Source organism: Chryseobacterium sp. UF-81 (genome assembly GCF_058245105.1).
Genome location: NZ_JBSIBX010000007.1, coordinates 1 through 23,973, shown reverse-complemented (window position 1 = coordinate 23,973; position 23,973 = coordinate 1). Strand labels below are relative to the sequence as shown.

Below are 23,973 nucleotides of genomic sequence, written 5' to 3'. Positions count from 1 at the left end.
TTGAATTTTATTTCTTTATTAGTTTAGCACTGGCTGTTTTATTCGTATCCGTTTTTATCGTCACCAGATAAGCTCCCTGAATTAGGTTTTGAGTGTTTATTTTGGTTACTTTATTTTTAGTCTTCAAGCTCTGAAGCTGTCTTCCACCCATATCATACAGCATAATATCAGCTTCCTTGAAATCATAGCCTATTTCCACATAAGCATAGTCTGATACTGGATTAGGATAGATCTTGATGTCCTGCTTTTCAATCAGCTGGTCAAGCTGTTTATCTCCCAGCTTCACGATCTTCCAGTTCTCTTTTCCAAGTTCCTCCGCGCTGGTTCCAGCCAGAATAATGGAACCGTCCCTGTTCAGCTTAATATCTGAAAGTCTCTCCTCTCTTTGTCTATTGTCTCCCTTCACGTATTTTCTCCACTGCTCATTGCCATCCTGATTCAGATACAACATCCAGAAAGTTTCATCATCTGCTTCAATTCTGCCTTCAGCCTGAGTGTAACCTCCAAGTAAAATTCCTTTGGTCAGGTCTTGGTCCCTGAATCCTGACTCTGAATAACACTCATTCCCATCAGAATATCACGGTTCCCAAAATTGTAGGATTTCTGCCAGATCTCTTCGCCTCTTTCGTTTAAAGAGATTAGCCACAGATCGGTGCCTTCTTCTATTCCAACCGTTTTGTTTCCTGATCTTTCGGATCTGGATTCTCCTCCGATTAAATAGCCAGAAGAGGTTAGCGCTAAGGTTCTCAAATGATCATCTCCTTTTCCTCCGAAATTCTTTTCCCATTCTGTTTTCCCGGTTTTATCCAGCTTGATCACCCAATAATCTCCTTCACCAAAGTTTTCGGTTTTCTTTGAACCGCCCAGGTTGCTTCTTGAATATATCCCAACCAATACACCTCCGTCCTTTGTTGGAATCATCTTTTCAATTTCATCCAAGCCTTTTCCTCCTAAGATTGACTGAGAGAGTTCTTTTCCATCCTTATCGAGCTTTACAATCAAAATATCTTTGGAACCATAACCTTTAGTAGTACCCTGAGCCTGTCGAAGGGTGACATTCCCGGCTACAAAGAATCCGAGATCTGTCGTCTGAATAACTGATCTTGCTTCTTCATCGGATGCTGATCCTAACGTTTTCTGCCAGAGTTCGTCGCCAAATTCATTGAGGCGGATGAGCCAAATGTCTGAACCTCCTTTGGAGTCTTTTTTTTTTATCAAGACCTTTTGATGAATAGGAGGTGCCTGAAATCAAAAAACCTCCGTCCTGTGTAGAAACAGTTGCGGAAAGATAGTCGTGGTTATTTCCTGAAAAATATTTTTCAAAGACCTGTTCCCCCTGCTAGTTGAGTTTGACTAAATGAAAATCGTAGCCGTTATTCTGCTTACTGCCTTCAGCCTGAAGCTTACTGCTTTGAATACTGCTTCCCGTGATCAGATACTGTTGATCTATGGTTGTGGTCACCTGGCTTAGAAAATCCTGTGTAGAGGATTTGATGTCTTTCTGCCATAATACTTCCTGGGCGGAAAATCCAAGAACTGTGCATAGAATACATGCACCAGAGTAAATTTTCTTCATCTGCTTGTGTATTTAGTTTTTATATTTTTGCAAATTTAACATTTTTTAACGCATTTCAAATCCCACCGTTGAGATTTAATCCAAATTTTTATATACAAGAATATTTTCTGTCTATTTCAAACAACCAGTGAATAAAATCAATCCTAAATGCAATAAAATCTCACTCATAAAAACAAAAAGAGCCAATCCCCGAAGGGATCAGCTCAAAACATTAACTGTTTTATTGATAGAATTATGATGTCTTATTTCCAGCCACCGCCTAAGCTTTTGTAGATGTCTACAACGGTGCTCAGCTGTTTCTGTTTAGCTTCGATCAGCTCCATTTTGGCATCCAGAGCATCTCTTTGATTCAAGAGAACTTCAAGATAATCTGCTCTTGAATTCCGGAACAATTGGTTCGCAATATCAATAGACTGATCTAAAGCTTTGGTCTCCTGCGATTTCAACTGGTAATACTGATCTATATTCTTAACCTTTGACATAAGATTTGCTACGTCCAGATAAGCATTTAAGATCGTTTTGTCATACTCGTACAGCGACTGTACCTGTCTGGCATCAGCAGTCTGAAAGTTTGCTTTGATCGCACTTTTATTAATTAATGGCCCGGCCAGTTCTCCTGCCAGATTAGAAGCAATAGACTCCGGCAACTTAACCAGATAAGAAGGTTTGAAGGCTTCCAATCCTAGTGTAGCAGAAATTTCCAGTGACGGATAAAACTCCTTTCTTGCTGCCTGCACATCCAGTTTTGCAGCTTTTAATTCCAATTCCGCCTGTTTAATATCCGGACGGTTAGCTAATAGCTGAGACGGTATTCCCGTGTAAACAGTCTGCGGCATCGTAGACATAAAGCTTTCTTTCGTTCTCACGATAGGCTGTGGATATCTTCCCAAAAGCGCATTGATCTGGTTTTCTTTCTCTGTAATATCCTGACGGATTGTATATTCTGCAGCTTTGGATTTTGCCAGCTCCGCCTCAAATTTCTTAACAGCCAGTTCCGTAGCCGCAGCAGCTTCTTTCTGAATTTTAGAAATTTCCAATGCTCTTTGCTGCAGTTTAATGTACTGCTGAATGATGTCTAACTGATTGTCAAGTGCCAGCAATTCATAATAATTGTCCGCTACTTCTTCGATAAGATTGGATAATACGAAGTTTTTCCCTTCTACTGTAGAAAGATAATGAGCAACGGCAGCCTCCTTTTCAGTTCTGAGCTTTTTCCAGATATCAATCTCCCAGTTGGCCATTAATCCGCCTTCAAAATTGCCCAGAGGATCGGGCATTTCTTTTCCGGGCTCTATTTCCGTAGTGGCATCACCAGCTCCTTCACTGGTATAACGGCCGGCTTTTTTTATTCCGGCTCCTATTCCGGCTGATACCGTTGGTGTCAGTCTTCCTTTTTTAGCCAATACCCCACTTTTTGCAATTTCAATCTCCTGAAGGGTGATCAGTAATTCCTGATTGTTTTTCAAAGCCGTTTCGATTAAACTTACCAGATTCGGGTCCGTGAAAAACTGTCTCCAGGGGGTTGTTCCACTGTTTGCATTAGCATCCTGCTGCTCTTCCTGATTGAAATTCTGAGGCAGGTTTTCTTTTACTTCATCTTTTATAACGGTGGCCATGGGAGCTCTACAACCTGTAAGTACAAGTGATAGAGCAATGGCTGCTATATATTTATTATAAATCTTCATGTTTGTTATCGTGTTGATAAGGTTCAGTTTGTTCTGTTAAAGGATTCTCCTCTTCATATCTTGCCAGTCTCGATTTATCTGCGATAGTTCCGAAAATATAATACAGCCCCGGAATAATCATCAGCCCGAAAATAGTTCCTATCAACATTCCTCCTGCAGCTGCGGTACCAATCGTTCTGTTTCCTACCGCTCCCGGTCCGGTTGCGATTACCAACGGAATAAGACCCGCAATAAAGGCAAATGAAGTCATCAAAATCGGACGGAAACGGATCGCCGCCCCTTCAATAGCTGCCTTCGCTACAGGAATTCCTTCTTCTGCTTTCTTCTGAACGGCAAATTCTACGATCAATACTGCATTTTTACCTAACAGACCAATCAGCATGACCATGGCAACCTGAGCATAGATATTATTTTCCAACCCTAACAATTTCAGACATAAAAATGCTCCGAAAATACCTGTAGGAAGGGATAAAATTACCGGCAACGGCAGAATAAAGCTTTCATACTGTGCTGCAAGAATCAGATAGACAAATCCAAGACAGACCAGGAAGATAAATACGGCTTCGTTCCCTCTGCTCACTTCATCTTTGGAAATACCCGCCCAGTCGATACCGAAACCTCTCGGAAGAGTTTTATCCGCAACCTCCTGGATTGCTTTAATAGCTTGCCCACTACTGTATCCCGGCGCCGGAGTTCCGCTTACTTCTGCAGAATTATACATATTATGTCTTGTAATTTCTGATAGTCCATATACCTTTTCCATTCTCATAAAATCCGAATACGGAACCATCTGGTCTTTATCGTTTTTCACATATAATTTCAGGAGATCCGTAGGCAAAGCACGGTATTGAGGACCTGCCTGCACAATTACTTTATACGGTCTGTCGAAACGGATGAAACTGGTCTCATAGTTAGACCCGATCAATGTAGACAGGTTATCCATTGCATTTTCTATCGTTACTCCTTTTTGTTCGGCAAGGTCATTATCTACTTTTAGCATATACTGAGGGAAACTTGCAGAATAGAATGTAAATGCAGATCCAAGCTCAGGACGTTTCTTCAATTCTCTTACAAAATCATTGCTTACCTGCTCCATTTTGTGGTAGTCTCCGCTTCCTGCCTTATCGAGCAGACGGAGTTCAAAACCTCCTGCAGCACCATAACCTGGAATGGAAGGCGGCTGAAAGAATTCTATATTGGCGCCGGGAATATTTTTAGCTTTCTCTTCAAGCTTTTCAATGATCTCAGCAGCAGATTCTTTACGTTCTTCCCAGCTTTTAAGGTTGATCAGACAGGTTCCTGAGTTGGAGCCGGTACCTTCTGTCAGGATTTCGTACCCTGCGAGTGAAGAAACAGATTGCACCCCGTCAATGTCTTCAGACTCTCTTAATAATTCTTTGGCAATCTGGTTGGTTCTTTCCAAAGTGGAACCCGGAGGCGTCTGGATAATGGCATAGATCATTCCCTGGTCTTCCGCCGGAATAAATCCTGAAGGAAGTGAGTTACTTAAGAAATATGTACATGCACAAAATGCCAGCAGTAAAGGAAGCGTGATGGATTTTTTCTTCACTGTTTTATTCAGCATTTTTTCATACTTCCCTGCACCTTTTGTAAATAAATTATTGAATTTATCCAGGAAGATAGTAATTGGCGTTTTCTTTTTAGCTTTTCCGTGATGATTTTTTAAGATCAAAGCACATAAAGCCGGAGTCAGCGTCAATGCTACAATTCCTGAAAGGATAATTGCTGAAGCCATGGTAATGGAAAACTGACGGTAAAATACTCCCACCGGGCCGGACATAAATGCAATCGGAATGAATACGGATGCCATAACCAAAGTAATCGCGATAATCGCACCACTGATTTCATGCATCGCTTCTTCCGTTGCTTTTAGTGGAGAAAGTCCTTTTTCTTCCATCTTGGCGTGCACGGCTTCAATAACCACAATCGCATCATCGACAACGACCCCGATGGCCATTACCAAGGCAAAGAGTGAAATCATGTTTAGCGTAATTCCAAATGCGGACATGACGGCAAATGTACCCACCAGTGAAACCGGAACCGCCAGCGCAGGAATTAAGGTTGAACGCCAGTCTCCAAGGAACAGGAATACTACAATCGCCACCAGAATAAAGGCTTCAAATAAGGTATGAATAACCTTTTCCATGGATGCATCCAGGAACCTGGAAACGTCATAGCTTATGTCGTAATGCATTCCTTTCGGGAAGTTATTTTTCTCAAGATCTTTCATCAAAGTTTTTACATTTTTGATAACGTCACTTGCATTGGAACCATAGGACTGTTTTACAGTGATAGCTGCAGAAGGCTTTCCGTTCAGTGTAGAATAGATATCATACATTGAGGAACCGAATTCTATATCAGCCACATCTTTTAATCTTACAAATTCTCCACCCGGTTTTGCTTTTAAGATAATATTCCCGTAATCTTTTTCATTATTGAAACGTCCGGAATATTTCAGGATGTATTCAAATGATTGAGAACGTTTTCCTGAACTCTCCCCTGTTTTTCCGGGAGAAGCTTCCAAACTCTGCTGGTTCAGGGATTCCATTACTTCATCTGCGGAAATATTATAAGCGGTAAGTCTGTCCGGTTTAAGCCAGATACGCATGGCATATTCACGGGTCCCCAGGATATCTGCGAAACCTACCCCACTTACCCTTCTCAATTCGGACATCACATTGATATCAGCATAGTTGAAAAGAAACTTCTGGTCGGCTTTGGGATCGTCACTGTACAGGTTAATGTACATCAACATATTGGGTTCTTCACGGGTAATTTTTACCCCTTCACGCACTACCAGAGGTGGCAGTTTGTTAACAACTGAAGATACACGGTTCTGAACGTTTACTGCAGCAACATTGGGATCTGTTCCGAGATCAAATACGATCTGAATGGAAGCTTCGCCATCGTTACCGGCATCGGAGGTCATATATTTCATACCAGGAACTCCGTTCAATCCTCTTTCAAGGGGAATGACCACTGATTTGATCAATAGTTCGTTGTTGGCTCCCGGGTATTCTGCGGTGATATTTACTTTAGGGGGTGAAATGGAGGGAAACTGGGTCACCGGAAGTTTTACCAGCGACAGAATCCCCATAAATACAATGATCAGTGAGATCACAATAGACAGAACAGGTCTGCGGATGAATTTCTTAAACATACTGCTTCGTTTTACAAGTAGACTACTCTGCTTTTAGTTTCAATGACTGAAGAACTTTTCTAGGATCCTGGAATTTGGTCTGTATTTTTTGGTCGTCTTTTACTTTCTGTACTCCTTCTAAAAGGATTTTATCTCCTTCGGCAAGTCCTGAACCTACCACATAAAGATCCGGCAGCTCATAAGCTATTTTTATATTTCTGGATTTTGCCGTTCCATTTTTATCGATGATGAATACATATTTCTGATCCTGGATTTCATAAGTCGCTTTCTGTGGAATGATCAGTGCATTATGCACAGGAAGAGTCATCTGTACTTTCCCGGTTTCCCCGTTTCTAAGAAGTTTATCAGGGTTAGGGAATTTTGCCCTGAAGGCAATATTTCCTGTTTCATTGTCAAATTCACCTTCTATGGTCTGAATTTCTCCTTTCTGCGGAAGCATTTCTCCATTAGCCATAATTAAAGATACCTGGTTGCTTCCTCTTCCGTCAGCATGGGTCTGATAGGTTAAATATTCCGGTTCTGAAACATTAAAATAGCTGTAAACGTTGGTATTATCTGATAATGAGGTCAGCAGATCTCCTTCATCTACCAGGCTTCCCAGTTTTAAAGGAATTCTGTTGATTACCCCTGAGAACGGTGCTTTAATATCTGTAAAGGATAAATGAATCTGGGCCAGTTTCATTTCAGCATTGGCAGCATCCAGCTTGGCTTTGGCCATTGCTCTTTCGTTTTTAGAAACGATGTTGTTACTGGCAAGGGTGCTGGCATTTTTCAATTCAATGGTCGCCTGCTCCACTTCTGCTCTGGCTTTTAATAATTCTGCCTGATAAAGCTGAGGCATAATTCTGAAAAGGGTCTGTCCTGCGTGTACATATTGACCCTCATCTACGTAAATTTTTTCAAGGAATCCCTTCTCCTGTGCACGGACTTCAATGTTTTTTACAGACTGGATCTGGGCTACGTATTCTTTATTGATCACGGTGTCCATTTTTACAGGACTCGTGACAGGATATACTGCGGCTTCTTCTTTTTCTTCTTTCTTCTGACTGCAGCCAACAGTCAATAAAAGGGTGCTTATCGCAATGCCTGAGGCAACTCTTTTGATCATAATTCTAGAGTTTAATATAAATCGTTAATGTTTTGAAAATAAGAATGTTTGGTAATAGGGGTCCTGCGCCGTAAGATGACCGGCATAGATAACGCAGGGTATTTCCTATCCGGACTATGGACAGAAAACAGATCGGGAAAAATGAAATTCTAAATTCTGATAGAACGGATCAGAATGAATGTTTTAACATTGGAATAAAGTGAAAGAAAACCATGAATACCAGGTTTTCTGCTTTTAAAAGAACGAAGTCCAAAAATATAAACAAGACTGAATACCCCTGCAAATACAGCAATAAACTGTAGGGTATCAGAAAGCTGGAAATCGTCTTCAGTAAGTTCCAGGGTAGGATTTTCCACATTATCTGCCATCTGCTGTACTGAAAGCTTTTCGAAAGTCTGGTTCAGCTTATTGGCTTTTTTAGGCATGTGATGAGAAACATGACCTGAATAGTCATTTCGGAGTGTTTTAACGTTAAGTCTGCTTTCTACTACGAAAAGCAGAAAAAGACCTGTTAAAAAGTATATTATAAAGTTTCTCATTTTGAAGTGGCAAATGTACATCTAGATATGTATATCGTCATAGCAGATTAACAAAATTTAACTCTCCTTTAAATTAGCTGAAGAAAGAAACATTCACTTTTTTTAGAAGCCACTTGTTGAATGATCAGCAATTTTAAAACATTAACAAGAAAACAACATACAATTGGCGCTTATGATGAATTATAAACATAATGTGATATAATTATATAATATAGAAATTTCAGATCAGAAACAACAGCGCATCCACAGATGGGAGCTACAACTCCTACTGATGTAGGAAATGCAACTACATGCCCGGGCGGCACCTGCAACACAACCAAAGCATTTTTCACCATTGACCAGATTACAGCACCTTAAAAATTCAATTAAAAATATTAATTAAAATTAACTTTAAAGAGAATTGACTTTGCCAGTTCTCTTTTTTCTATTAATCTCAAAAAAAATCATCATCATGAGCATGATTTAAATCATTTCTCACTGTATATCAACATTATATAATTTTTAATACTTTTGCACCCAATTAAAACAACAAATGTAACGTGAAAAAAAACTGTACTTTTTATTCTTAAAACCGACAGCTTAAGCGTCCTGCGGTAATTATTCTTTGCAAATCTTTAAGGTCTACCCTTTTGTAGGTTATAAAAACGACAGTAAAGAATTGTAATATACAACAGATAGAAACATCAGATTAATTTATGTAAAATTAACATATATTTATTAAAAATATTTGTAAATTTATGCAGTATTAATATCACTATTTCATGATACACTTACCAATCACCTATCATTATGAAAAAATTATTCACATCGGTCCTTATCGGGCTGGCAGTCCTTTCCTCAACAGCGTGTAAGCATCCGGGCAAAGAAGCAGAGGTACTTACAGAGACAGTACCGGAAAACAAAGATGAAACCACAAAAGATGTTTTCACCGACAGCTATGGAGAAAAAATCGAGGTGATCATCAACCATACAAAAGGTACGGCAACCGTACATCTGGAGGGTAAAACCTATGATCTTAAAAAAAGTGATGCTCTTCCTGAGTATACTGCAAGCAATGAGGAATATCAGTATTCGAATATTAAAGGAAATATTACTTTACTGAAAAAAAATGTAGATATGGTTCTGTTCCACGCAAAACGTGAAACAAAAGCATCCGGCTCCGCAAAAATGGCTTCTTATTAATTTAAACACCACCTTACACAAAATAATACTTATGAAAAACTTACATTATTATTTATCAGCTCTTTTTTTACTTGTCTTTCTTACGGCATGCAAAACAGCACCGGCTACGGCGCAAAAGACAACAGATATTACAGGAAAAACATGGAAGCTGACGGAACTGAACGGGCAGCCAATCCAACTTAAAAACCCCAAAAACAATCCTTATTTCAAGCTTAATACAGAAGGTATGAGATATGAAGGTCATGCTGGATGCAATGGATTTGGAGGTACTTTTGAGATCAAACCTGATATGATGAGAATCAAATTTAACCAGGGAATGTCTACGATGATGGCCTGTGAGGATCTTGAAACCGAGCAATTATTTACAAAAGCAGTGCTTGCCGCAGATAATTATTCTGTAAACGGCAATACGCTGACATTGAACAAGGCAAGAATGGCTCCTTTGGCTAAATTTGTCCTTCAACCATAACTGAATTAAATTTTACGATATAAAAAAGACGTTTTACGGTTTGTAAAACGTCTTTTTTATTATAAATTCTCTTTAAGATTTTTTATAGATCATATAGCAGATCAGAAGGCTTATATTGACCAGAACAGCAAAAGCATTTGACAAAATAATGGGCAGCTCTTCTTTTATAAAGCCGTACCAGACCCAAAGTGAAAGCCCGGTAATGAGTACTATGAGCATGACCAGGGAAATATCATCTACATTTTTCTCTTTAATGACTTTGATCAGTTGGGGGATCATGGAGATGGAAGTAAGAACTCCAGCTATTATGCCCAGGATATTTTCATTCATAGTTAAATTCTTTGTTTAATATATTTCATCAAATCTTTAATGCAGCCGTAGCAAATTGAAAGCCCAACAGTACTTCCAGCTTGACTATTTAAATCTGTCACTGGAAACTTCTTCATGCAGTGGGACATTTTCTTCAATAAACTGATACAGGTTCTTTGAAAAGTAACAGCCATTCAGAATTCCTCTTGCTCCAAGGCCATTGAATACATACAGGTTTTTGTATGATGCATGCCTTCCGATAATCGGCCTTCTGTCTTTTACTGTCGGTCTGAAACCGAAATTCACTTCTTTAACTTCAAAATCATACGGATAAATTTCTGACAGCCCATTCACAAGCTGTGCAACTGCAGATTCGTCAATATGATGATGAAGCTGTTCCCTATCATAGGTTCCGCCATAGAAATAAAGACCATTATCTGTAGGGAATAAAAAATGTTTCTTTTTGATCGTAATATCCTTTGGAATAGATGCGGAAAGTTTTACTTTAATATGATGCCCTTTGTTCGGGATAACAGCAATGTCTGAGAAAAATGGATTTTCTTTCACACCCATTCCTTCACAGAATACAATATGCTTACACTGAAAATTTTTATAAGTAGCTGAAGAAACATCTAATTTTTCATAATCAAACTTTTCTTTGACCAAAAATCCTTTTTTTTCTAAGAAATCAAATAGACCCATGAAAAAACCGCTTACCTCAAGTCTGGCAGACTGATTGACCTTTCCGGTATTAAAGTCGTTTTTTACCACCTCTAAATGATCGAATTTTCCATCCAGGAAACCTGAAAGTTCATCGTTATCTGATTTCCTGAGCCAAAGGTTCTGCTCATTCCCGTCATGAAAAATTCTGTGGATAGGTGAATTGATAAGGTAATTTTTCCCGGTATAAGATTCTATTTCATTCAAAGTGTCTTTCAAAAAGTCAATTTGTTCCTGAGCTTTCCAGAAGGTGGTAAATTTTTTGAGGACTACCGGATTGATAATTCCGGCAGAAACCTGGGAAGCACTCTTTCTGCCCTCTGAAAAGAGTACAAAAGATTTGTTATTCTTTATAAGCTGATGAGCGAAAAACAATCCCGCATATCCATCTCCAACAATAATATAGTCTACATCTTTCATAATAAAAAAACCTGAGTAAAAGTACTCAGGTTTTGTATAAATATCAAGTGAAATCTAGTAATTCCACATATCATTTTCCATATTCAGGATCTGTGCCTTGATTCTTTCGCTTTCTTCCAACTGATCTTCAGCATCTTTAGGGATATAGTCCTTGATAGTACCATCACCTAAACCGCTTGATGATTTGTAAATAACTGAAGAGAATCTTCTTGCATTGATGATATCATCGAAAGAAAGGTCAGCAGAAGAGTTCTTTCTGTTGTAAACATAGTTGTTTGCCAGAATCTCTCTTGCATTCGGATAGTAGATCCAGAATAGGTCGATCAGCTCGTCATTACTGGCAATCGGCTTACCATCTGGTCCAATAACTCCCTGTACAGCAGGATCTGGTCCCATTGCTGCAATTCCCAGAGGTCTGTATTTCATCTGTCCGTCTCTCTTATCGATAAACCACATACCCATGATTTTAAGAACTTTTACTTTTTCAGTAGTTGTCTTGAAAACGTCGGTATATTCTTTTTTCTCCTGTTCGGTTAACTGTCTTCCGGAGTTAAGGATATCAATGGCAGCATCGTTGATTACTACTTTTTCAAGTCTTTTCTGAATACCTTCCGGTGAAAGTTTCACGGTAAAGTTTTCATCATCATAAACCTGCTCAATCTTCCCTGTCAATGCACCATCTAATAGTAACTGGTACAGAGATCTGGTAGGTGTAGAAAGAAGCCCATCCGGGTTATCGTAGTAGAATGGCTGGTTGATCTTATCATTCATATCGATGATTTCCCAAACAAACATACTCTTAAGAACGTCTTTATCTTCTACAAAACCATATTCAAGAGGCTTTACTTTGTTATCAATAATAGTATCACCAACTTTTTGTTTGTTTTCCTCTCTCATCTGTCTGAACTCTTCTGGAGAAGAAGCATTCAGAATAGTCTGGGATAAAGCAAATCCCGAAACTAATACTAAAAGGCTGCTAATATATTTTTTCATAATAAATTACAATTTTAGTCCTATTGAACATTAATAATTATAGGAGTAATGTTTTTAATCTGCTGTCCTTCTAACCCTTGTGCTGTAGCTTTAATTTCGAAAATTGAAACTACGTCTCCAGATCTAAGATTTTTCACTAATCCGGCTGCATCACTTAATGAGTTTCCGTGAACCAGTAATGCTGCTCTTCCAGGAACTCTAACCATGAACTGGGTAACATTAAATGAAACCGGGAAGTCGAAGTCAGGAATGGCTGCCTGTACAGACTGGTTAGGAATAGAAGTTGCCGGCATCGACAATACGTTCTGTCCTCTCATCTGACCTTGTGGCGGCGGAACATTTTTAATTCTATATTCAAATACCTGAGATACGGATTTTCCATAAGGATCTATTCCGGATAATGTCAGTCTGACTACGTTACCTGTTGTAGGCTTCACGATCCATTTTCCTGGACCTGTATTTCTTACAGATGCTCCCGGAGCAGATAATGAAAGTTTAGAATTATCAGCACCTAAGATAGATCCTGAAACAGGGTTCTCAAGTCCTCTATACATTACATTCATTTTATCAGCAGAAAGTAATAATCCTTTTTCAAGTTTTACTTCTCTAGGTCCTGCAATTACGTTATACGTATGTGTCCATGGGAAAGTCTGAGGCTTTCCTGAAGCATCCGTTAAAGTAATCGTTCCGGCAAGTTTATGCTCACCAACACCAGATCCTGAAATAGGAATGATTCCTTTACCGTTTTCTATTCTGCTTACACCAGAAATATTAATCTTGTTACTGTTTGAGTAGGTACCTAACATTACTTTTACTTCAGCCTGCTTTCCTGCCTGGATATCAACCGGACCAGAAACAATAGGTTCGTAGCTACTGAATTTAATGCTTGCATCTACTTTTTCCTGTAATAATAATGCTAAAGCATCCGACTGAACGTTTCTTGCATCATTCTGGATAATTTCCAAGTTGGAAATTGCACCAATCAATGGCTGATGATAGAATTTATTCTGGAACCATGTTTTCTCGTTTGGTGATTTTCCTTTAGGATATTCAGCAATAAGAGATGCATTAGCTCTGTTAACCAAATTCTGTAATTGAGGGTTATTTCCAAAAGTAGTATTGATATAGTTTCTTACATCATCAATCTTACTTTTTAATTCATTTGCTTCTTTTGAAGGGGTATTTTCATCTCCTTCCTTAAAGAAGTATTCTGTAGCACCTTCATTATTATTAAGTGCTGAAAAATTCTCACTAACATCAATGGCTTTTCCGGTTACCGGATCTTTTTCCATGAATTCAGCCTTTTTCTTCAATTTATCTTTGATTGCTTCCGAATGAGAAACTAAATCATTGATTTTTTGTTTCAATATTTTATATTGTTCCCAAGGCTGAGAGTAAGTGTCTGGTACTTGTTGAGCTTTAGCTTCTAAAGTTTTTTCAAAAATACCCTCATTTTTCTTTTCAGTTAAAAGACGGGTATCTCTTAATGATAATGTGGAGTCATAGTATGATCTGATGATTTCTGCATCAATATTTAGGGCCATCATCGCGATGAACACCAAATACATCAGGTTGATCATCTTCTGACGAGGGGTCTGTTTTCCTTGTGCCATTCTCTTTTCTTTTAGTTTTTGATTAAGTAGTTAAATTTAGAAATGGTTAGGAATTAAGACTTCATAGCAGTAAGCATACCGCCATAAACTCTGTTTAAGCTATTTAAATTAGTTGTTAAACCTTGCAATTCTTGATTGAATTTTTCAGACTGCTCTGCAGATTTCTGCATATCTGCTACATACTTGTTAGCAAATTCTGATTGCTTTTTACCGTTTTCAAGCTGCATTGCATATAAAGCATTCATGCTTTCCATGTGCTGAGCTGCTTTGTTAAGCTGATCATTATACTTATGAGTAGAAGCAGACACATCAACAGTCTGGTTGATCTGATCAACAGAGCTGGAGAATTTATCGATCCCTGTTCTAAGCCTATCAAATAACTGAACATCCAGTTTTGCTTCCTGAAGCATTTTATCTAATTTATTTGAAAGAGAATTTTCTAATTCTGCAAACTGCTGTGCATTGTTTTTGGATGACACATTAGAGTGTAAAGGGTTTGGGTTGGCATGCTTATCCAATAATTCAGGATATACATTTTCCCATGCATAAGACTCTTCTGATTTCGGAGGGTCAAATGCGAAAATAATAAAGATAATGGCCTCTGTAATAAGCCCCACTGTAAGAGCCATATTACCATTAATTGGTCCCAAGGTAATGTGAGTAATTTTAAGCCAAGCTCCAAGAATTACAATTGCAGCACCGAATGAATAAAAGAAATTCATCCAAGCATCTTTAGTCTTAAACATATTAAGTTAGTTTTTTTAATGTTAAATAAAATTGTTATTGAAAAATTGTCCGGTTAATTATCTGTTAACTCTTCTTGGCTTAACAGCTGCTTCAGGAATATCCTGTACAGTTCTGAATCCGATATAGCTTCTTGCAGAATCTTTTCTTTCCCAATCTCTAGCACCTGTCATAAGGGCATATCCTATATCTTTCCAAGATCCGCCTCTTACAGACTTCTTCGTATCTATTTTATTCTTCGTAGAAGGATTTAACGTAGAAGAGAATCCATAAGAAGAGTTGTTATACGCAGATTCTGTCCATTCAGAAACGTTTCCAGCCATATCAAATAACCCAAATCCATTTTTCTTAAATTTCTTTACTGGTGCTGTATATGTATAAGTACCTTTTTTATCGTCTTCCATATAGTTACCTCTCTTAGGTTTGAAGTTAGCCAGGTAGCAACCTCTGTCATCCATTAAATATGGACCTCCCCATGGGTAAGTAGCATTTTGCATTCCGCCTCTGGCAGCATATTCCCACTCGATTTCTGTAGGAAGACGGAACTTCATTGGTCTTTGTTTTTTTCTTTTTAAGCTTTCGTTATAATCTGTTTTCAGTTTAGATCTGAAGTTACAGTAAGCTCTTGCCTGATCCCAGGTTACCCCAACTACAGGATAATCCTTATAGGCTTTGTGCCAGAAATACTGCTCAAACAATGGTTCGTTGTAAGCAAAGTGGAAATCTTTTACCCAAACTGTAGTATCCGGATAAATTGCAATGCTTGAACTTTTAAGGAAGTTGGCTCCTCTTTCGTTGTCAGCAAGTGCAGCATCCATATCTTCCCACTGATAATTGTATTTTAGTTTACTAACGTCTAAAATTCTTTCGTTTCCGATTCTAGAAGAAGCAGGCAGATACATAGATTCCAGAACTTCCGCATATTCTACATCAGGATACTTTCCGGTACTCCAATGTAAAGGGATTTTCCAGTCTAATCTTTTAGTTGCATCATAACCTCCGTCTTCTCTTCCTCCCTGGCCTTCTAAATATTCTTGATAAGGTGTTAAATTTTCTTCTTTTTTAGCAAGGTATGCATAGTCACCGATGCTTGCTCCTCTACGTCCGCCTTCTTCACCGCCTTCTCCAGCAGCTTCAGCCAGCAGAGTTCTCGCAATGGAATCTCTTACATAATTGATAAATACTCTGTACTCTGCATTGGTAGTTTCCGCTTCATCCATGAAGAAAGAGGAAACAGTAACAGTTTTCAACGAAGCTTTTTCAGGAGTATTTGTTGGGTCCTGATCTGCAAGACCAGCAACAAATGAACCTGCGGGAATACCAACCATTCCATATGGTCTTTCCGCAACAAATGATTTCGTTTTTTCTCTTGGTATCAATTCTCCTTTTGTTCCAGGCTTCCCTACAGAAGAACTGCCACCACCTGAACAAGATACTGATGCTACCGACGCAGACAATAATAAAAGAAATATCCTTTTCATGTTAATTTTTATAATTAAGCCGTAAATATATAATTTTTTTAAGAAACTTTTAAGATTTTTTTTGAAATAACGGAAGAAATCTAAATTTATTTTATTTACAACTGTTTTTTATTCCACGGTTACAGATTTTGCCAGGTTTCTCGGCTGATCTACATTGGCTCCTCGGTATACAGCAATGTAGTAAGCCAATAGCTGTAAAGGCACTGATGCCACGATTGGCGAGAAACATTCTGAAGTCTCAGGGATTTCAATAATATAATCTGCCATTTCGCTTACCTGCTTATCTCCTTTATTAACTACAGCAATAACTTTTCCTTTTCTGGCCTTAATTTCCTGAACATTACTCACAATCTTATCGTAATGTCCTTTTTTAGGAGCAATAATAACGATTGGCATGTTCTCATCAATAAGGGCGATAGGTCCGTGCTTCATTTCTGCCGCCGGATATCCTTCTGCATGTATATAAGAGATTTCTTTCAGTTTTAAAGCACCTTCCAATGCCGCAGGATAATTGTAGCCTCTTCCCAGATAAAGGAAGTTTGTAGTGCTTATAAAATCTTTTGCAATATTTTGAGTCAACTCGTGGGTTGTACTTAATACTTCTTCGATCTTTTTAGGGATAGCATCCAGTTCAGCAATTAAGCTCATGAATTCAGCATTACCTAAATTACCGTTATGCTTTCCTAATTTTAACGCAATTAAGCTAAGGATGGTAAGCTGTGCAGTAAATGCTTTCGTAGAAGCCACACCGATTTCTGGTCCTGCATGAGTATATGAACCGGCATCTGTAATTCTTGCAATAGACGAATCCACTACGTTACATATGCCATATATAAATGCTCCTTTTTCTTTTGCCAGCTTCAGTGCAGCCATTGTATCTGCGGTTTCTCCTGATTGGGAGATTGCAATAACAACATCTTTGTCCGTAATAATCGGGTTTCTGTATCTGAATTCTGATGCATATTCTACCTCTACCGGAATTCTTGCATATTCTTCAATAAGATATTCCCCAATAAGGCCTGCATGCCACGAAGTACCACAGGCAATAATAATGATCCTGTTTGCATTTTTAAATCTTTCCAAATGATCCCAGATACCGGCCATTTTTATAATCCCTTCATCTACAAGAAGTCTCCCTCTCATCGTATCATGTATGGATTTAGGCTGCTCGAAGATCTCTTTAAGCATAAAATGCTCGTATCCGCCTTTTTCAATTTGTTCTAAGCTTAATTTAAGCTCCTGAACTTCAGGCTCAATTCTTGAGTTATCATTAATAGTTCTGATGTCTACCCCATTTTCCAAAGAAATGGTAGCCATATGTCCTTCTTCAAGGTAGATTGCTTCTTTGGTAAATTCTACGAAAGGTGATGCATCAGAAGCAATAAAATATTCTTTATCTCCAAGTCCGATTGCCAGTGGAGAACCAAGTCTTGCCACGACCAACACACCCGGATAATCTTCATGAAGTACAGTAATAGCATATGCTCCGTATACTTCATTCAAAGCATATCTTACAGCTGTCGGGAAATCTGTTTCAGATTTCAGATCCATGAAATATTGGATAAGGTTAACCAGTACTTCAGTATCTGTTTCGGATTTGAAAGTAAATCCTTTTTCGCTAAGCATTGTTTTAATAGTATCATAGTTTTCTATAATACCGTTATGTACAAGAGCAATTTTCCCGTTGTTTGACAAATGAGGGTGTGAATTTCTATCACTCGGAACTCCATGGGTAGCCCATCTGGTATGCCCCATCCCTATTTTAGCTGTTCCTTTTAACTGTGCTGAAATATTGACTAAGTCATCTACTTTACCTTTTGTCTTTTCTACTTCAAACTTATTGTTTGAACCTTCCAACACAATTCCCGCACTGTCATATCCTCTATATTCTAATCTTCTAAGACCGTTGATTACAATTTCATACGCATCCTGAAATCCTGTATATCCTACAATTCCGCACATATTTATATCTGGTGTTTTTTATTTTTTAGTTCCGTAAATGATTTTTAATTGAATTCTGTTAGGATTCGTTTTATCTGATCCCACATAAACTCCTCTTTCTGTTGCAAATGATCTGGTTGTATATTTATAGCCAAGGAATGAAGTTCCCGTACTTATAAATTGTCCAATATTAATAAGTAATGTTTTATTTTCTGCCGTTCCTTCAACAATGTCTTTTACTGTTTTTGTTATAGTGAAATCATAGTAAGTAGGATTTTTATCTAAATCATAAGATTTGAGCCATGTAAATCCTGCATTAATATCTGCAATGAATCCTGAAGAAGTAAGTACTTCTGTAGCCGGATCTTTCTTATCGATAGGCAAAATAGAGAAGTTATTATTTGTTCTTCTGTAATTATTGCTCCAGCTTGCAGCATCTGTAAAAATTCTGATTTTAGCATTAACAATTGCTGCTTTATCGTTCTGATATAATTTTTTAAGAGTTGTAATAGTTGCATCCGGTATTTTCACGCCTACGGAAGGACCTCCCATTCCTTGCATATAAAGCTTGGCATCACCTTCTGATTCATTAATTGTTGATGAAGCATTTGCCCATGCAGAACCAGTTCTATTATATTCATATTGTCCGAAACGTGCATTCCCAACATTACCTGTAAGAAGGAATTTGAAGTTAGACTGCGGCCTTGTGATGGTCCCGTTATTATTTACTTCATTGGTATAATACATTACCAATTCCATATCATTTGGACTAAACTGCAAAAGATATCCGTCTGTTTCAGTTACAGATAGTTTTATTCCTTTAAAGTGTCTTGTAAAATTAGCAGCATCCATTAGTTCCGGCTTACCATTTTTATCAAGAATCATAGTCTGGAAAAAATTTTTATTTAAAGGAATTCTAATTCCAGCATCAGAAGTAAACAAAGTTGAATTATCTGATTTTTTCGTGATAGTTTTAGCGGTGACAGTCCCGTCAAATACTGTAGAGCCAAGTGCTGCACCGGTACTTACAACTAAATTGGAGCGTTTGAAATTGGGATCGTTACCATCCAAAAACGTTGTAACTTCATCTACATTAATATGTAATAAAGTATGTGTACCGCCAGGACCGAGCTTCATTTTTCCATATTTAAAAGAATAATCAGTTGGATAAGATTTTATTGTGGTAGAAACAGGTACTGTTTCATTTCCTACCAATAAATTTTCATCCTTAACAGGCCGCGTAACTAAAGAGTCGGCTACCGGAGTCGGCTTTATAACTAAAACTACAGAATCGACCTTTGGTGTTGTTCCGAAATTAAAATTATCCGTACTCATTCTTAACTGAGTAAGAAATGAAGCCTTCTGCATACCAAACTGCCCTTCAGAGAAAGCTCCCAAAACAGCTGCAGAATAGGATGTATTTGTATTCACCAGACTTACAAGTCTCCCTGCATCACTTCTGATAGTATCATGATTATTAATATTATAAGCAATAAGGTCGTAAGAAGTTACATTACCTTCTGCAGCCCCGTCTATAAAAAGCTGCTCGCCCAGCGAATCCGCTTCCGGTTCGCAATTATAAAGAAGGGCACTTCCGAAAACCGCCACAAAAAGCATGGCTAAAGTCCTTTTAACAGTATGAATCATTAAAAATGTGTTTTAATAAAGTTGGTTTATAGAATCTACGTCCACATATTCTGATTTCGGAGTTGTTGTTTCGTTGAAACCTTTATCAAGGTCTGCATCCAGAAATTCATCTCCTTTTACCACCATGTCAACATAGTTCATACTTTCAATAACAAAGTTTTTGATTGTCGGATTATCTAACGCTTTTAATCCGGAAATATTATCGAATGTCAATTTTTCAGCAATGTTCTTGTCCAGGTTGGCGTCTTTCTCATTGTATAAGGAAAGGACGATTTTGGCATCTTTGAAGTAAGTATCAGATTCGTAATAGGTTTTAAGATAAATTGGAACAAAAGAAGACATCCATCCATTCAAATGGATAACGTCCGGTACCCAGTTTAGTTTTTTGATAGTTTCTATAACACCTCTTGCAAAGAAAATCGCTCTTTCATCGTTATCATCAAAAGGATTTCCTTCGTCATCTACGTAGTATTGTTTTCTTTTGAAGTATTCTTCGTTATCAATAAAGTAAACCTGAAGTCTTTCCCCCGGAAGAGACGCTACTTTAATAATTAAAGGCTGGTCCAGGTCATTGATGATAATATTCATTCCCGAAAGACGGATTACCTCATGAAGTTGGAATTTTCTTTCACTTATTTGTCCAAATCTTGGCATAAAAACTCTTACATCATTGCCTTCATTGTGCATCTTAAGTGCCATTTTGTTTACCAATGCAGCCATATTCGTGTCTTCCTGATATGGATACATCTCTGTAGTAATGTACAGTATTTTTTGATTCGGCATAAATTTCTATCTATATTTTTGTAAAAACGCTTTAATGTGCAAAATTACAAAAAAACATTCAACATTATTTTAATTAACATTTTTTTACGATAATTCCCATTTTCAAATTATTAAAAACTCATATAATTATATGATATTTTTAGTATTTTTGAATTAGTATTAAAATAAACTATGGAAGTTATAAAGAATAAGAAAACCCTGCAGGATTTCATTGAAAGACAGAAAGAAATGGGAAAAAAGATAGGCTTTGCCCCTACGATGGGAGCACTTCATAAAGGTCATCTTTCCCTGTATGAAGAAGCCAGAAAAGATAATGACCTGGTGGTTTCTTCAGTTTTTGTAAATCCTACCCAATTTAATAATCCGGAAGATCTTGAAAAATATCCAAGAGATATTAATAGGGATATTCTTATCCTGGAAAATTCGGGGTTGGTAGATGCGGTTTATATTCCTGAAGTAGCTGATATTTATCCTGAAAAAACAGAAAGCCGGCATTATGATTTCGATGGACTGGAAAACGAAATGGAAGGAAAATCCAGACCCGGACACTTTGACGGAGTGGGAACAGTAGTAGAAGAGCTTTTCAGACAGATCCAGCCGGACAATGCCTATTTCGGGGAAAAAGACTTCCAGCAGCTCGCCATTATCAAAAAAATGGTTGAAAAGAAACATCTTCCTGTGAAAATTACAGGCGTTTCCATTTACAGAGCAGAAAACGGCTTAGCATTAAGCTCACGAAACCAAAGACTCCACGAAGACCGGAAAGAAGCTGCAAAAATTATTTATGAGACCTTAACCAAAGTAAATGACTGGTTCAGAATTATCACCATTCCGGAAATAAAAGAAAGAGTAACAGATATCTTTGATCATCAGCAGGGCATGAAATTAGAGTATTTTCTGATCGCTGATGAAAATACATTGAAAGAAACTGACTTTTTCTATAAAGACAGAAATTACAGAGCATTCATTGTAGTTGTAGTGGATGGTGTAAGATTAATTGACAATATGCATCTGGATTAATATTAAACACTTGTTCAACAAAATACCCAGCATATTTTACTTATAAAACATAAACTCTGATTACTTTATCAGAGTTTTTCGTTTTTATAGTGGAATAAAAAAATCAAAGGTCTCTTGCGGAGACCTTTGAACACCAAATCACAAAATATTAATATGAAAAAAATTTACTTTTCAGTAAACTTGTGACCCGGCTGGGATTCGAACCCAGGACCCATACATTAAAAGTGTATTGCTCTACCAGCTGAGCTACCGAGTCGGCCATAATTAATAATGATAAATATAAAATTAATTTTTAATTATCCACCATTAATTATAAAATTTTCTTTGCAGTGCCTGCGACTGGACTCGAACCAGCACATCCTTAGGAAACCACCCCCTCAAGATGGCGTGTCTACCAATTTCACCACGCAGGCTATAAAATTACAAAAATCTAGTAATTTTTTTCGCTTGTGACCCGGCTGGGATTCGAACCCAGGACCCATACATTAAAAGTGTATTGCTCTACCAGCTGAGCTACCGAGTCGGTCACTTTGCAACGATTTTACATTTGAATAATGTCCCTCGTTTTCAGTGGTGCAAAGATAGGAGTTTTTTCATTATCTCAAAACTTTTTTGCAAATTTGTTAAAAAAAAATTCATGGTTATTTCACTGATCGGATACATGGGATGTGGCAAATCTCACATTTCCAAAATTTTAAGCGATAAAATAAATTTTAAACTCATTGACCTCGATAAAGAGATTTCCAGAAGAAATAAATTAACCATTCCTGAGATTTTCGAAAAAAAGGGGGAAATTCAGTTTAGAAAGCTGGAAAGAGAGGCTTTGGAAGAAATTCTTGCTTCGGAAGAAAACGTGGTTTTAAGCCTGGGAGGAGGAACGCCGGTTTATTACAACAATATGGAAATTATCAACCTCAGCTCCATAAGCTTTTTTTTAAGAGCCTCTGTGGGTACTTTATATGAAAGACTTTCCAAACAGAAAGAAAAAAGGCCTTTAATAGCTAATATTTCCGATGAAGACCTGCCCGAGTTTATTGCCAAGCATTTATTTGAAAGAAATGCATTTTACAGCAAAGCGCAGTTCAGCATCAACACAGATTCCAGAGATCCTGAAGATATTGTCCGGGAAATAGTAGAAAAGCTCTATCTCTAGAGCTTTTTATTTTAATCTTCGTTTTCTTCGGAACCATCTGTTGTTTCTCCAAAGAAATCATCCCAGTCTGTAAAGTCTGAGGCAATATCATTTCCTACATATTCATCCATCTCGCGTCTGTCTTTTTTAGTAGGTCTTCCTTCGCCTTTATTTCTATAATAGTCCTGCGACATCTTGCGGAGCTTTAATAATTCGTATTGCTCTTTGTCCGTCACATCCTGGATATGAAGAGGAACAAGTTTTGCTCCCATCCTGCTTTTGGGAATCTGGGTAACTTTTATTTTATAATCGATTTGATTTTTACGGATCTTGATAACATCTCCTTCTTTTACCTCTTTGGACGACTTTACGGCAGACGTTCCGATTGAAACTCTGTTCTTTTTAATTTCCTCTGTTGCAATACTTCTCGTCTTATAAAAACGAATGCACCATAAAAATTTATCTATTCTCATAATTTTTTATACTTTTGCCGTTATATTATTTGTAAAGTAATTAAAGTTTTTTGAAATGAAAAAAATATTTTTATATATCCTTGCGGGATCTTTATGTTTTTCTGCATGTAAGAAAGATGATGAAGTTGAAACTTATAAAGAACCGGAAGACATCTCCGTTCAGAACAGTTATGACGATCAGGCTATTAAGAAGTTTATGAGCGAAAATTATCTGGACGCCCAGGGAAACATAAAAGCTTTCAGTACAACAGATACCAGTGATGACAATGAAAAAAAATTAATAGATCTGCCGTATCAAACGCTTCCTTCAGGGACCATATACATTGTGAGAGAAGGCGCACAGCCAACAGTTGATCCACAAACTATCGGAGAATCTGATATTCTTACGCTTATGGTAAGAGCTAATGCTTATTTAGCGGGAAATACTGATGGAAATGTTTCTTTCATCTCCAGCTTAACACTGGTAAATACAATTAATGGTAACGGACTTCCAATGATTGATCCGTTATTCTACTATGCTAAAAAGAGTATCCGGGATGCAGCAACAACAGGAGTAGCACAGCAAAGAAGTTATTATGAAGTTGAAGGCTTCCGCGAGGCTATTCAGAAATTCAAAGCTTTTAATAATCTTCCAAGCGGAAACCCTTATAATCTTCAGGGTGTTATTTTAGTACCATCAAGAGCTGCATTTGCAAGAGATCCACATTATCCTTATAGCACACAATACTCTTTAAGAAATTATTCTATGGTATTTAATTTCCAGGTATACGGAAGAGCTACCAGACCTGATTCTGAAAAATAAATTAAAAATTTATACATTTGACTAGTCCTGAAAATCCGATACAGATTAAAGGACAAAAATAAATAATTAAACCAGAGTAAATTTGTATTTGCTTTGGTTTTTGTTTTTATAAGTTTTCATTTTGATTTCCTTTTGTTTATGCATTTGATTTGGGG

22 protein-coding genes and 3 tRNA genes are annotated in these 23,973 nt (G+C 37.6%); 5 read left to right on the top strand and 20 right to left on the bottom strand.

What is annotated here, in order from left to right; all coding sequences use genetic code 11:
- Positions 1-7 precede the first annotated feature (7 nt).
- From AC4IFE_RS11165 to AC4IFE_RS11135, 7 genes are all read right to left on the bottom strand, one after another.
- Positions 8-451: a T9SS type A sorting domain-containing protein gene (locus tag AC4IFE_RS11165; RefSeq protein ID WP_490757087.1), complete on the bottom strand. Its 444-nt coding sequence runs from the start codon at positions 449-451 to the stop codon at positions 8-10.
- 71 nt (positions 452-522) lie between these two features.
- Positions 523-1,218 carry a hypothetical protein gene (locus AC4IFE_RS11160; protein ID WP_490757085.1) on the bottom strand — a complete coding sequence of 232 codons (696 nt, stop codon included), beginning with the start codon at positions 1,216-1,218 and terminating at the stop codon, positions 523-525.
- Positions 1,219-1,339: 121 nt separating this feature from the next.
- Positions 1,340-1,576 (bottom strand): hypothetical protein, encoded by a 237-nt coding sequence (locus AC4IFE_RS11155; protein WP_490757084.1) that lies wholly within the window; start codon positions 1,574-1,576, stop codon positions 1,340-1,342.
- A 242-nt stretch (positions 1,577-1,818) separates the two neighbouring features.
- Positions 1,819-3,261, bottom strand: coding sequence for a TolC family protein (locus AC4IFE_RS11150; protein WP_490757082.1), 1,443 nt, complete (start codon positions 3,259-3,261; stop codon positions 1,819-1,821).
- Positions 3,248-6,442, bottom strand: a complete 3,195-nt coding sequence (locus AC4IFE_RS11145; RefSeq protein WP_490757081.1) for an efflux RND transporter permease subunit — start codon at positions 6,440-6,442, stop codon at positions 3,248-3,250. Before AC4IFE_RS11145 ends, AC4IFE_RS11150 begins: the two co-directional genes overlap by 14 nt.
- Positions 6,443-6,464: 22 nt before the next feature.
- Entirely contained in the window at positions 6,465-7,550 is a 1,086-nt protein-coding gene (locus AC4IFE_RS11140) for an efflux RND transporter periplasmic adaptor subunit (RefSeq protein WP_490757079.1), read from the bottom strand.
- 149 nt (positions 7,551-7,699) lie between these two features.
- Positions 7,700-8,089, bottom strand: coding sequence for a hypothetical protein (locus AC4IFE_RS11135; protein WP_490757077.1), 390 nt, complete (start codon positions 8,087-8,089; stop codon positions 7,700-7,702).
- Positions 8,090-8,878: 789 nt separating this feature from the next.
- On the opposite strand from AC4IFE_RS11135, the gene AC4IFE_RS11130 reads away from it, so the two are divergent.
- Entirely contained in the window at positions 8,879-9,271 is a 393-nt protein-coding gene (locus AC4IFE_RS11130; RefSeq protein WP_490757076.1) for a hypothetical protein, read from the top strand.
- Positions 9,272-9,302: 31 nt separating this feature from the next.
- On the top strand, positions 9,303-9,740 hold the full coding sequence (locus AC4IFE_RS11125) for an META domain-containing protein (RefSeq protein ID WP_490757075.1): 438 nt from the start codon (positions 9,303-9,305) through the stop codon (positions 9,738-9,740).
- Positions 9,741-9,812: 72 nt separating this feature from the next.
- Here the strand turns inward: AC4IFE_RS11125 and AC4IFE_RS11120 are convergent, their stop codons facing one another.
- The 9 genes from AC4IFE_RS11120 to AC4IFE_RS11080 form a co-directional block, all read right to left on the bottom strand.
- Positions 9,813-10,070 (bottom strand): SemiSWEET transporter, encoded by a 258-nt coding sequence (locus tag AC4IFE_RS11120; RefSeq protein ID WP_490757074.1) that lies wholly within the window; start codon positions 10,068-10,070, stop codon positions 9,813-9,815.
- An 84-nt stretch (positions 10,071-10,154) separates the two neighbouring features.
- Positions 10,155-11,189 carry an NAD(P)/FAD-dependent oxidoreductase gene (locus AC4IFE_RS11115; RefSeq protein ID WP_490757072.1) on the bottom strand — a complete coding sequence of 345 codons (1,035 nt, stop codon included), beginning with the start codon at positions 11,187-11,189 and terminating at the stop codon, positions 10,155-10,157.
- Between the two features lie 54 nt (positions 11,190-11,243).
- Positions 11,244-12,182 (bottom strand): type IX secretion system ring subunit PorN/GldN, encoded by a 939-nt coding sequence (gene porN / locus AC4IFE_RS11110; protein WP_490757070.1) that lies wholly within the window; start codon positions 12,180-12,182, stop codon positions 11,244-11,246.
- A gap of 20 nt (positions 12,183-12,202) precedes the next feature.
- On the bottom strand, positions 12,203-13,795 hold the full coding sequence (porM, locus tag AC4IFE_RS11105; protein ID WP_490757069.1) for a type IX secretion system motor protein PorM/GldM: 1,593 nt from the start codon (positions 13,793-13,795) through the stop codon (positions 12,203-12,205).
- Positions 13,796-13,848: 53 nt separating this feature from the next.
- Positions 13,849-14,541, bottom strand: coding sequence for a type IX secretion system motor protein PorL/GldL (gene porL / locus AC4IFE_RS11100; protein ID WP_048503046.1), 693 nt, complete (start codon positions 14,539-14,541; stop codon positions 13,849-13,851).
- 57 nt (positions 14,542-14,598) lie between these two features.
- Positions 14,599-16,020 carry a T9SS ring complex lipoprotein PorK/GldK gene (porK, locus tag AC4IFE_RS11095; RefSeq protein ID WP_490757068.1) on the bottom strand — a complete coding sequence of 474 codons (1,422 nt, stop codon included), beginning with the start codon at positions 16,018-16,020 and terminating at the stop codon, positions 14,599-14,601.
- Between the two features lie 108 nt (positions 16,021-16,128).
- Positions 16,129-17,982: a glutamine--fructose-6-phosphate transaminase (isomerizing) gene (gene glmS, locus AC4IFE_RS11090; protein WP_490757066.1), complete on the bottom strand. Its 1,854-nt coding sequence runs from the start codon at positions 17,980-17,982 to the stop codon at positions 16,129-16,131.
- An 18-nt stretch (positions 17,983-18,000) separates the two neighbouring features.
- Positions 18,001-19,608 (bottom strand): DUF4270 family protein, encoded by a 1,608-nt coding sequence (locus tag AC4IFE_RS11085; RefSeq protein WP_490757064.1) that lies wholly within the window; start codon positions 19,606-19,608, stop codon positions 18,001-18,003.
- Positions 19,609-19,620: 12 nt separating this feature from the next.
- Positions 19,621-20,391, bottom strand: coding sequence for a glycogen/starch synthase (locus AC4IFE_RS11080; protein WP_490757063.1), 771 nt, complete (start codon positions 20,389-20,391; stop codon positions 19,621-19,623).
- A gap of 171 nt (positions 20,392-20,562) precedes the next feature.
- Between AC4IFE_RS11080 and panC the strand changes: the two genes are divergently transcribed.
- Complete coding sequence (gene panC, locus AC4IFE_RS11075) at positions 20,563-21,411, top strand: pantoate--beta-alanine ligase (protein ID WP_490757061.1); 849 nt, start codon at positions 20,563-20,565, stop codon at positions 21,409-21,411.
- A 183-nt stretch (positions 21,412-21,594) separates the two neighbouring features.
- On the opposite strand, the gene AC4IFE_RS11070 is transcribed toward panC, so the two are convergent.
- The 3 genes from AC4IFE_RS11070 to AC4IFE_RS11060 all read right to left on the bottom strand — a co-directional run bounded on the left by AC4IFE_RS11070 (position 21,595) and on the right by AC4IFE_RS11060 (position 21,934).
- Positions 21,595-21,667 (bottom strand) — tRNA-Lys (locus AC4IFE_RS11070).
- Positions 21,668-21,741: 74 nt separating this feature from the next.
- A tRNA-Leu gene (locus AC4IFE_RS11065) sits at positions 21,742-21,824 on the bottom strand.
- Between the two features lie 37 nt (positions 21,825-21,861).
- Positions 21,862-21,934, bottom strand: a tRNA-Lys gene (locus AC4IFE_RS11060).
- Positions 21,935-22,048: 114 nt separating this feature from the next.
- Here AC4IFE_RS11060 and AC4IFE_RS11055 point away from each other — a divergent pair.
- Positions 22,049-22,564 carry a shikimate kinase gene (locus AC4IFE_RS11055; RefSeq protein ID WP_490757060.1) on the top strand — a complete coding sequence of 172 codons (516 nt, stop codon included), beginning with the start codon at positions 22,049-22,051 and terminating at the stop codon, positions 22,562-22,564.
- A gap of 11 nt (positions 22,565-22,575) precedes the next feature.
- Here the strand turns inward: AC4IFE_RS11055 and AC4IFE_RS11050 are convergent, their stop codons facing one another.
- The gene (locus tag AC4IFE_RS11050) at positions 22,576-23,016 is read right to left on the bottom strand and encodes an RNA-binding S4 domain-containing protein (protein ID WP_490757058.1); all 441 of its coding nucleotides are present in this window, start codon (positions 23,014-23,016) and stop codon (positions 22,576-22,578) included.
- A gap of 55 nt (positions 23,017-23,071) precedes the next feature.
- Here AC4IFE_RS11050 and AC4IFE_RS11045 point away from each other — a divergent pair, with 55 nt between their 5' ends.
- A complete protein-coding gene (locus AC4IFE_RS11045; protein WP_490757057.1) occupies positions 23,072-23,818 on the top strand; it encodes a hypothetical protein in 747 nt (248 codons plus the stop codon).
- The last annotated feature ends 155 nt before the right edge of the window (positions 23,819-23,973 follow it).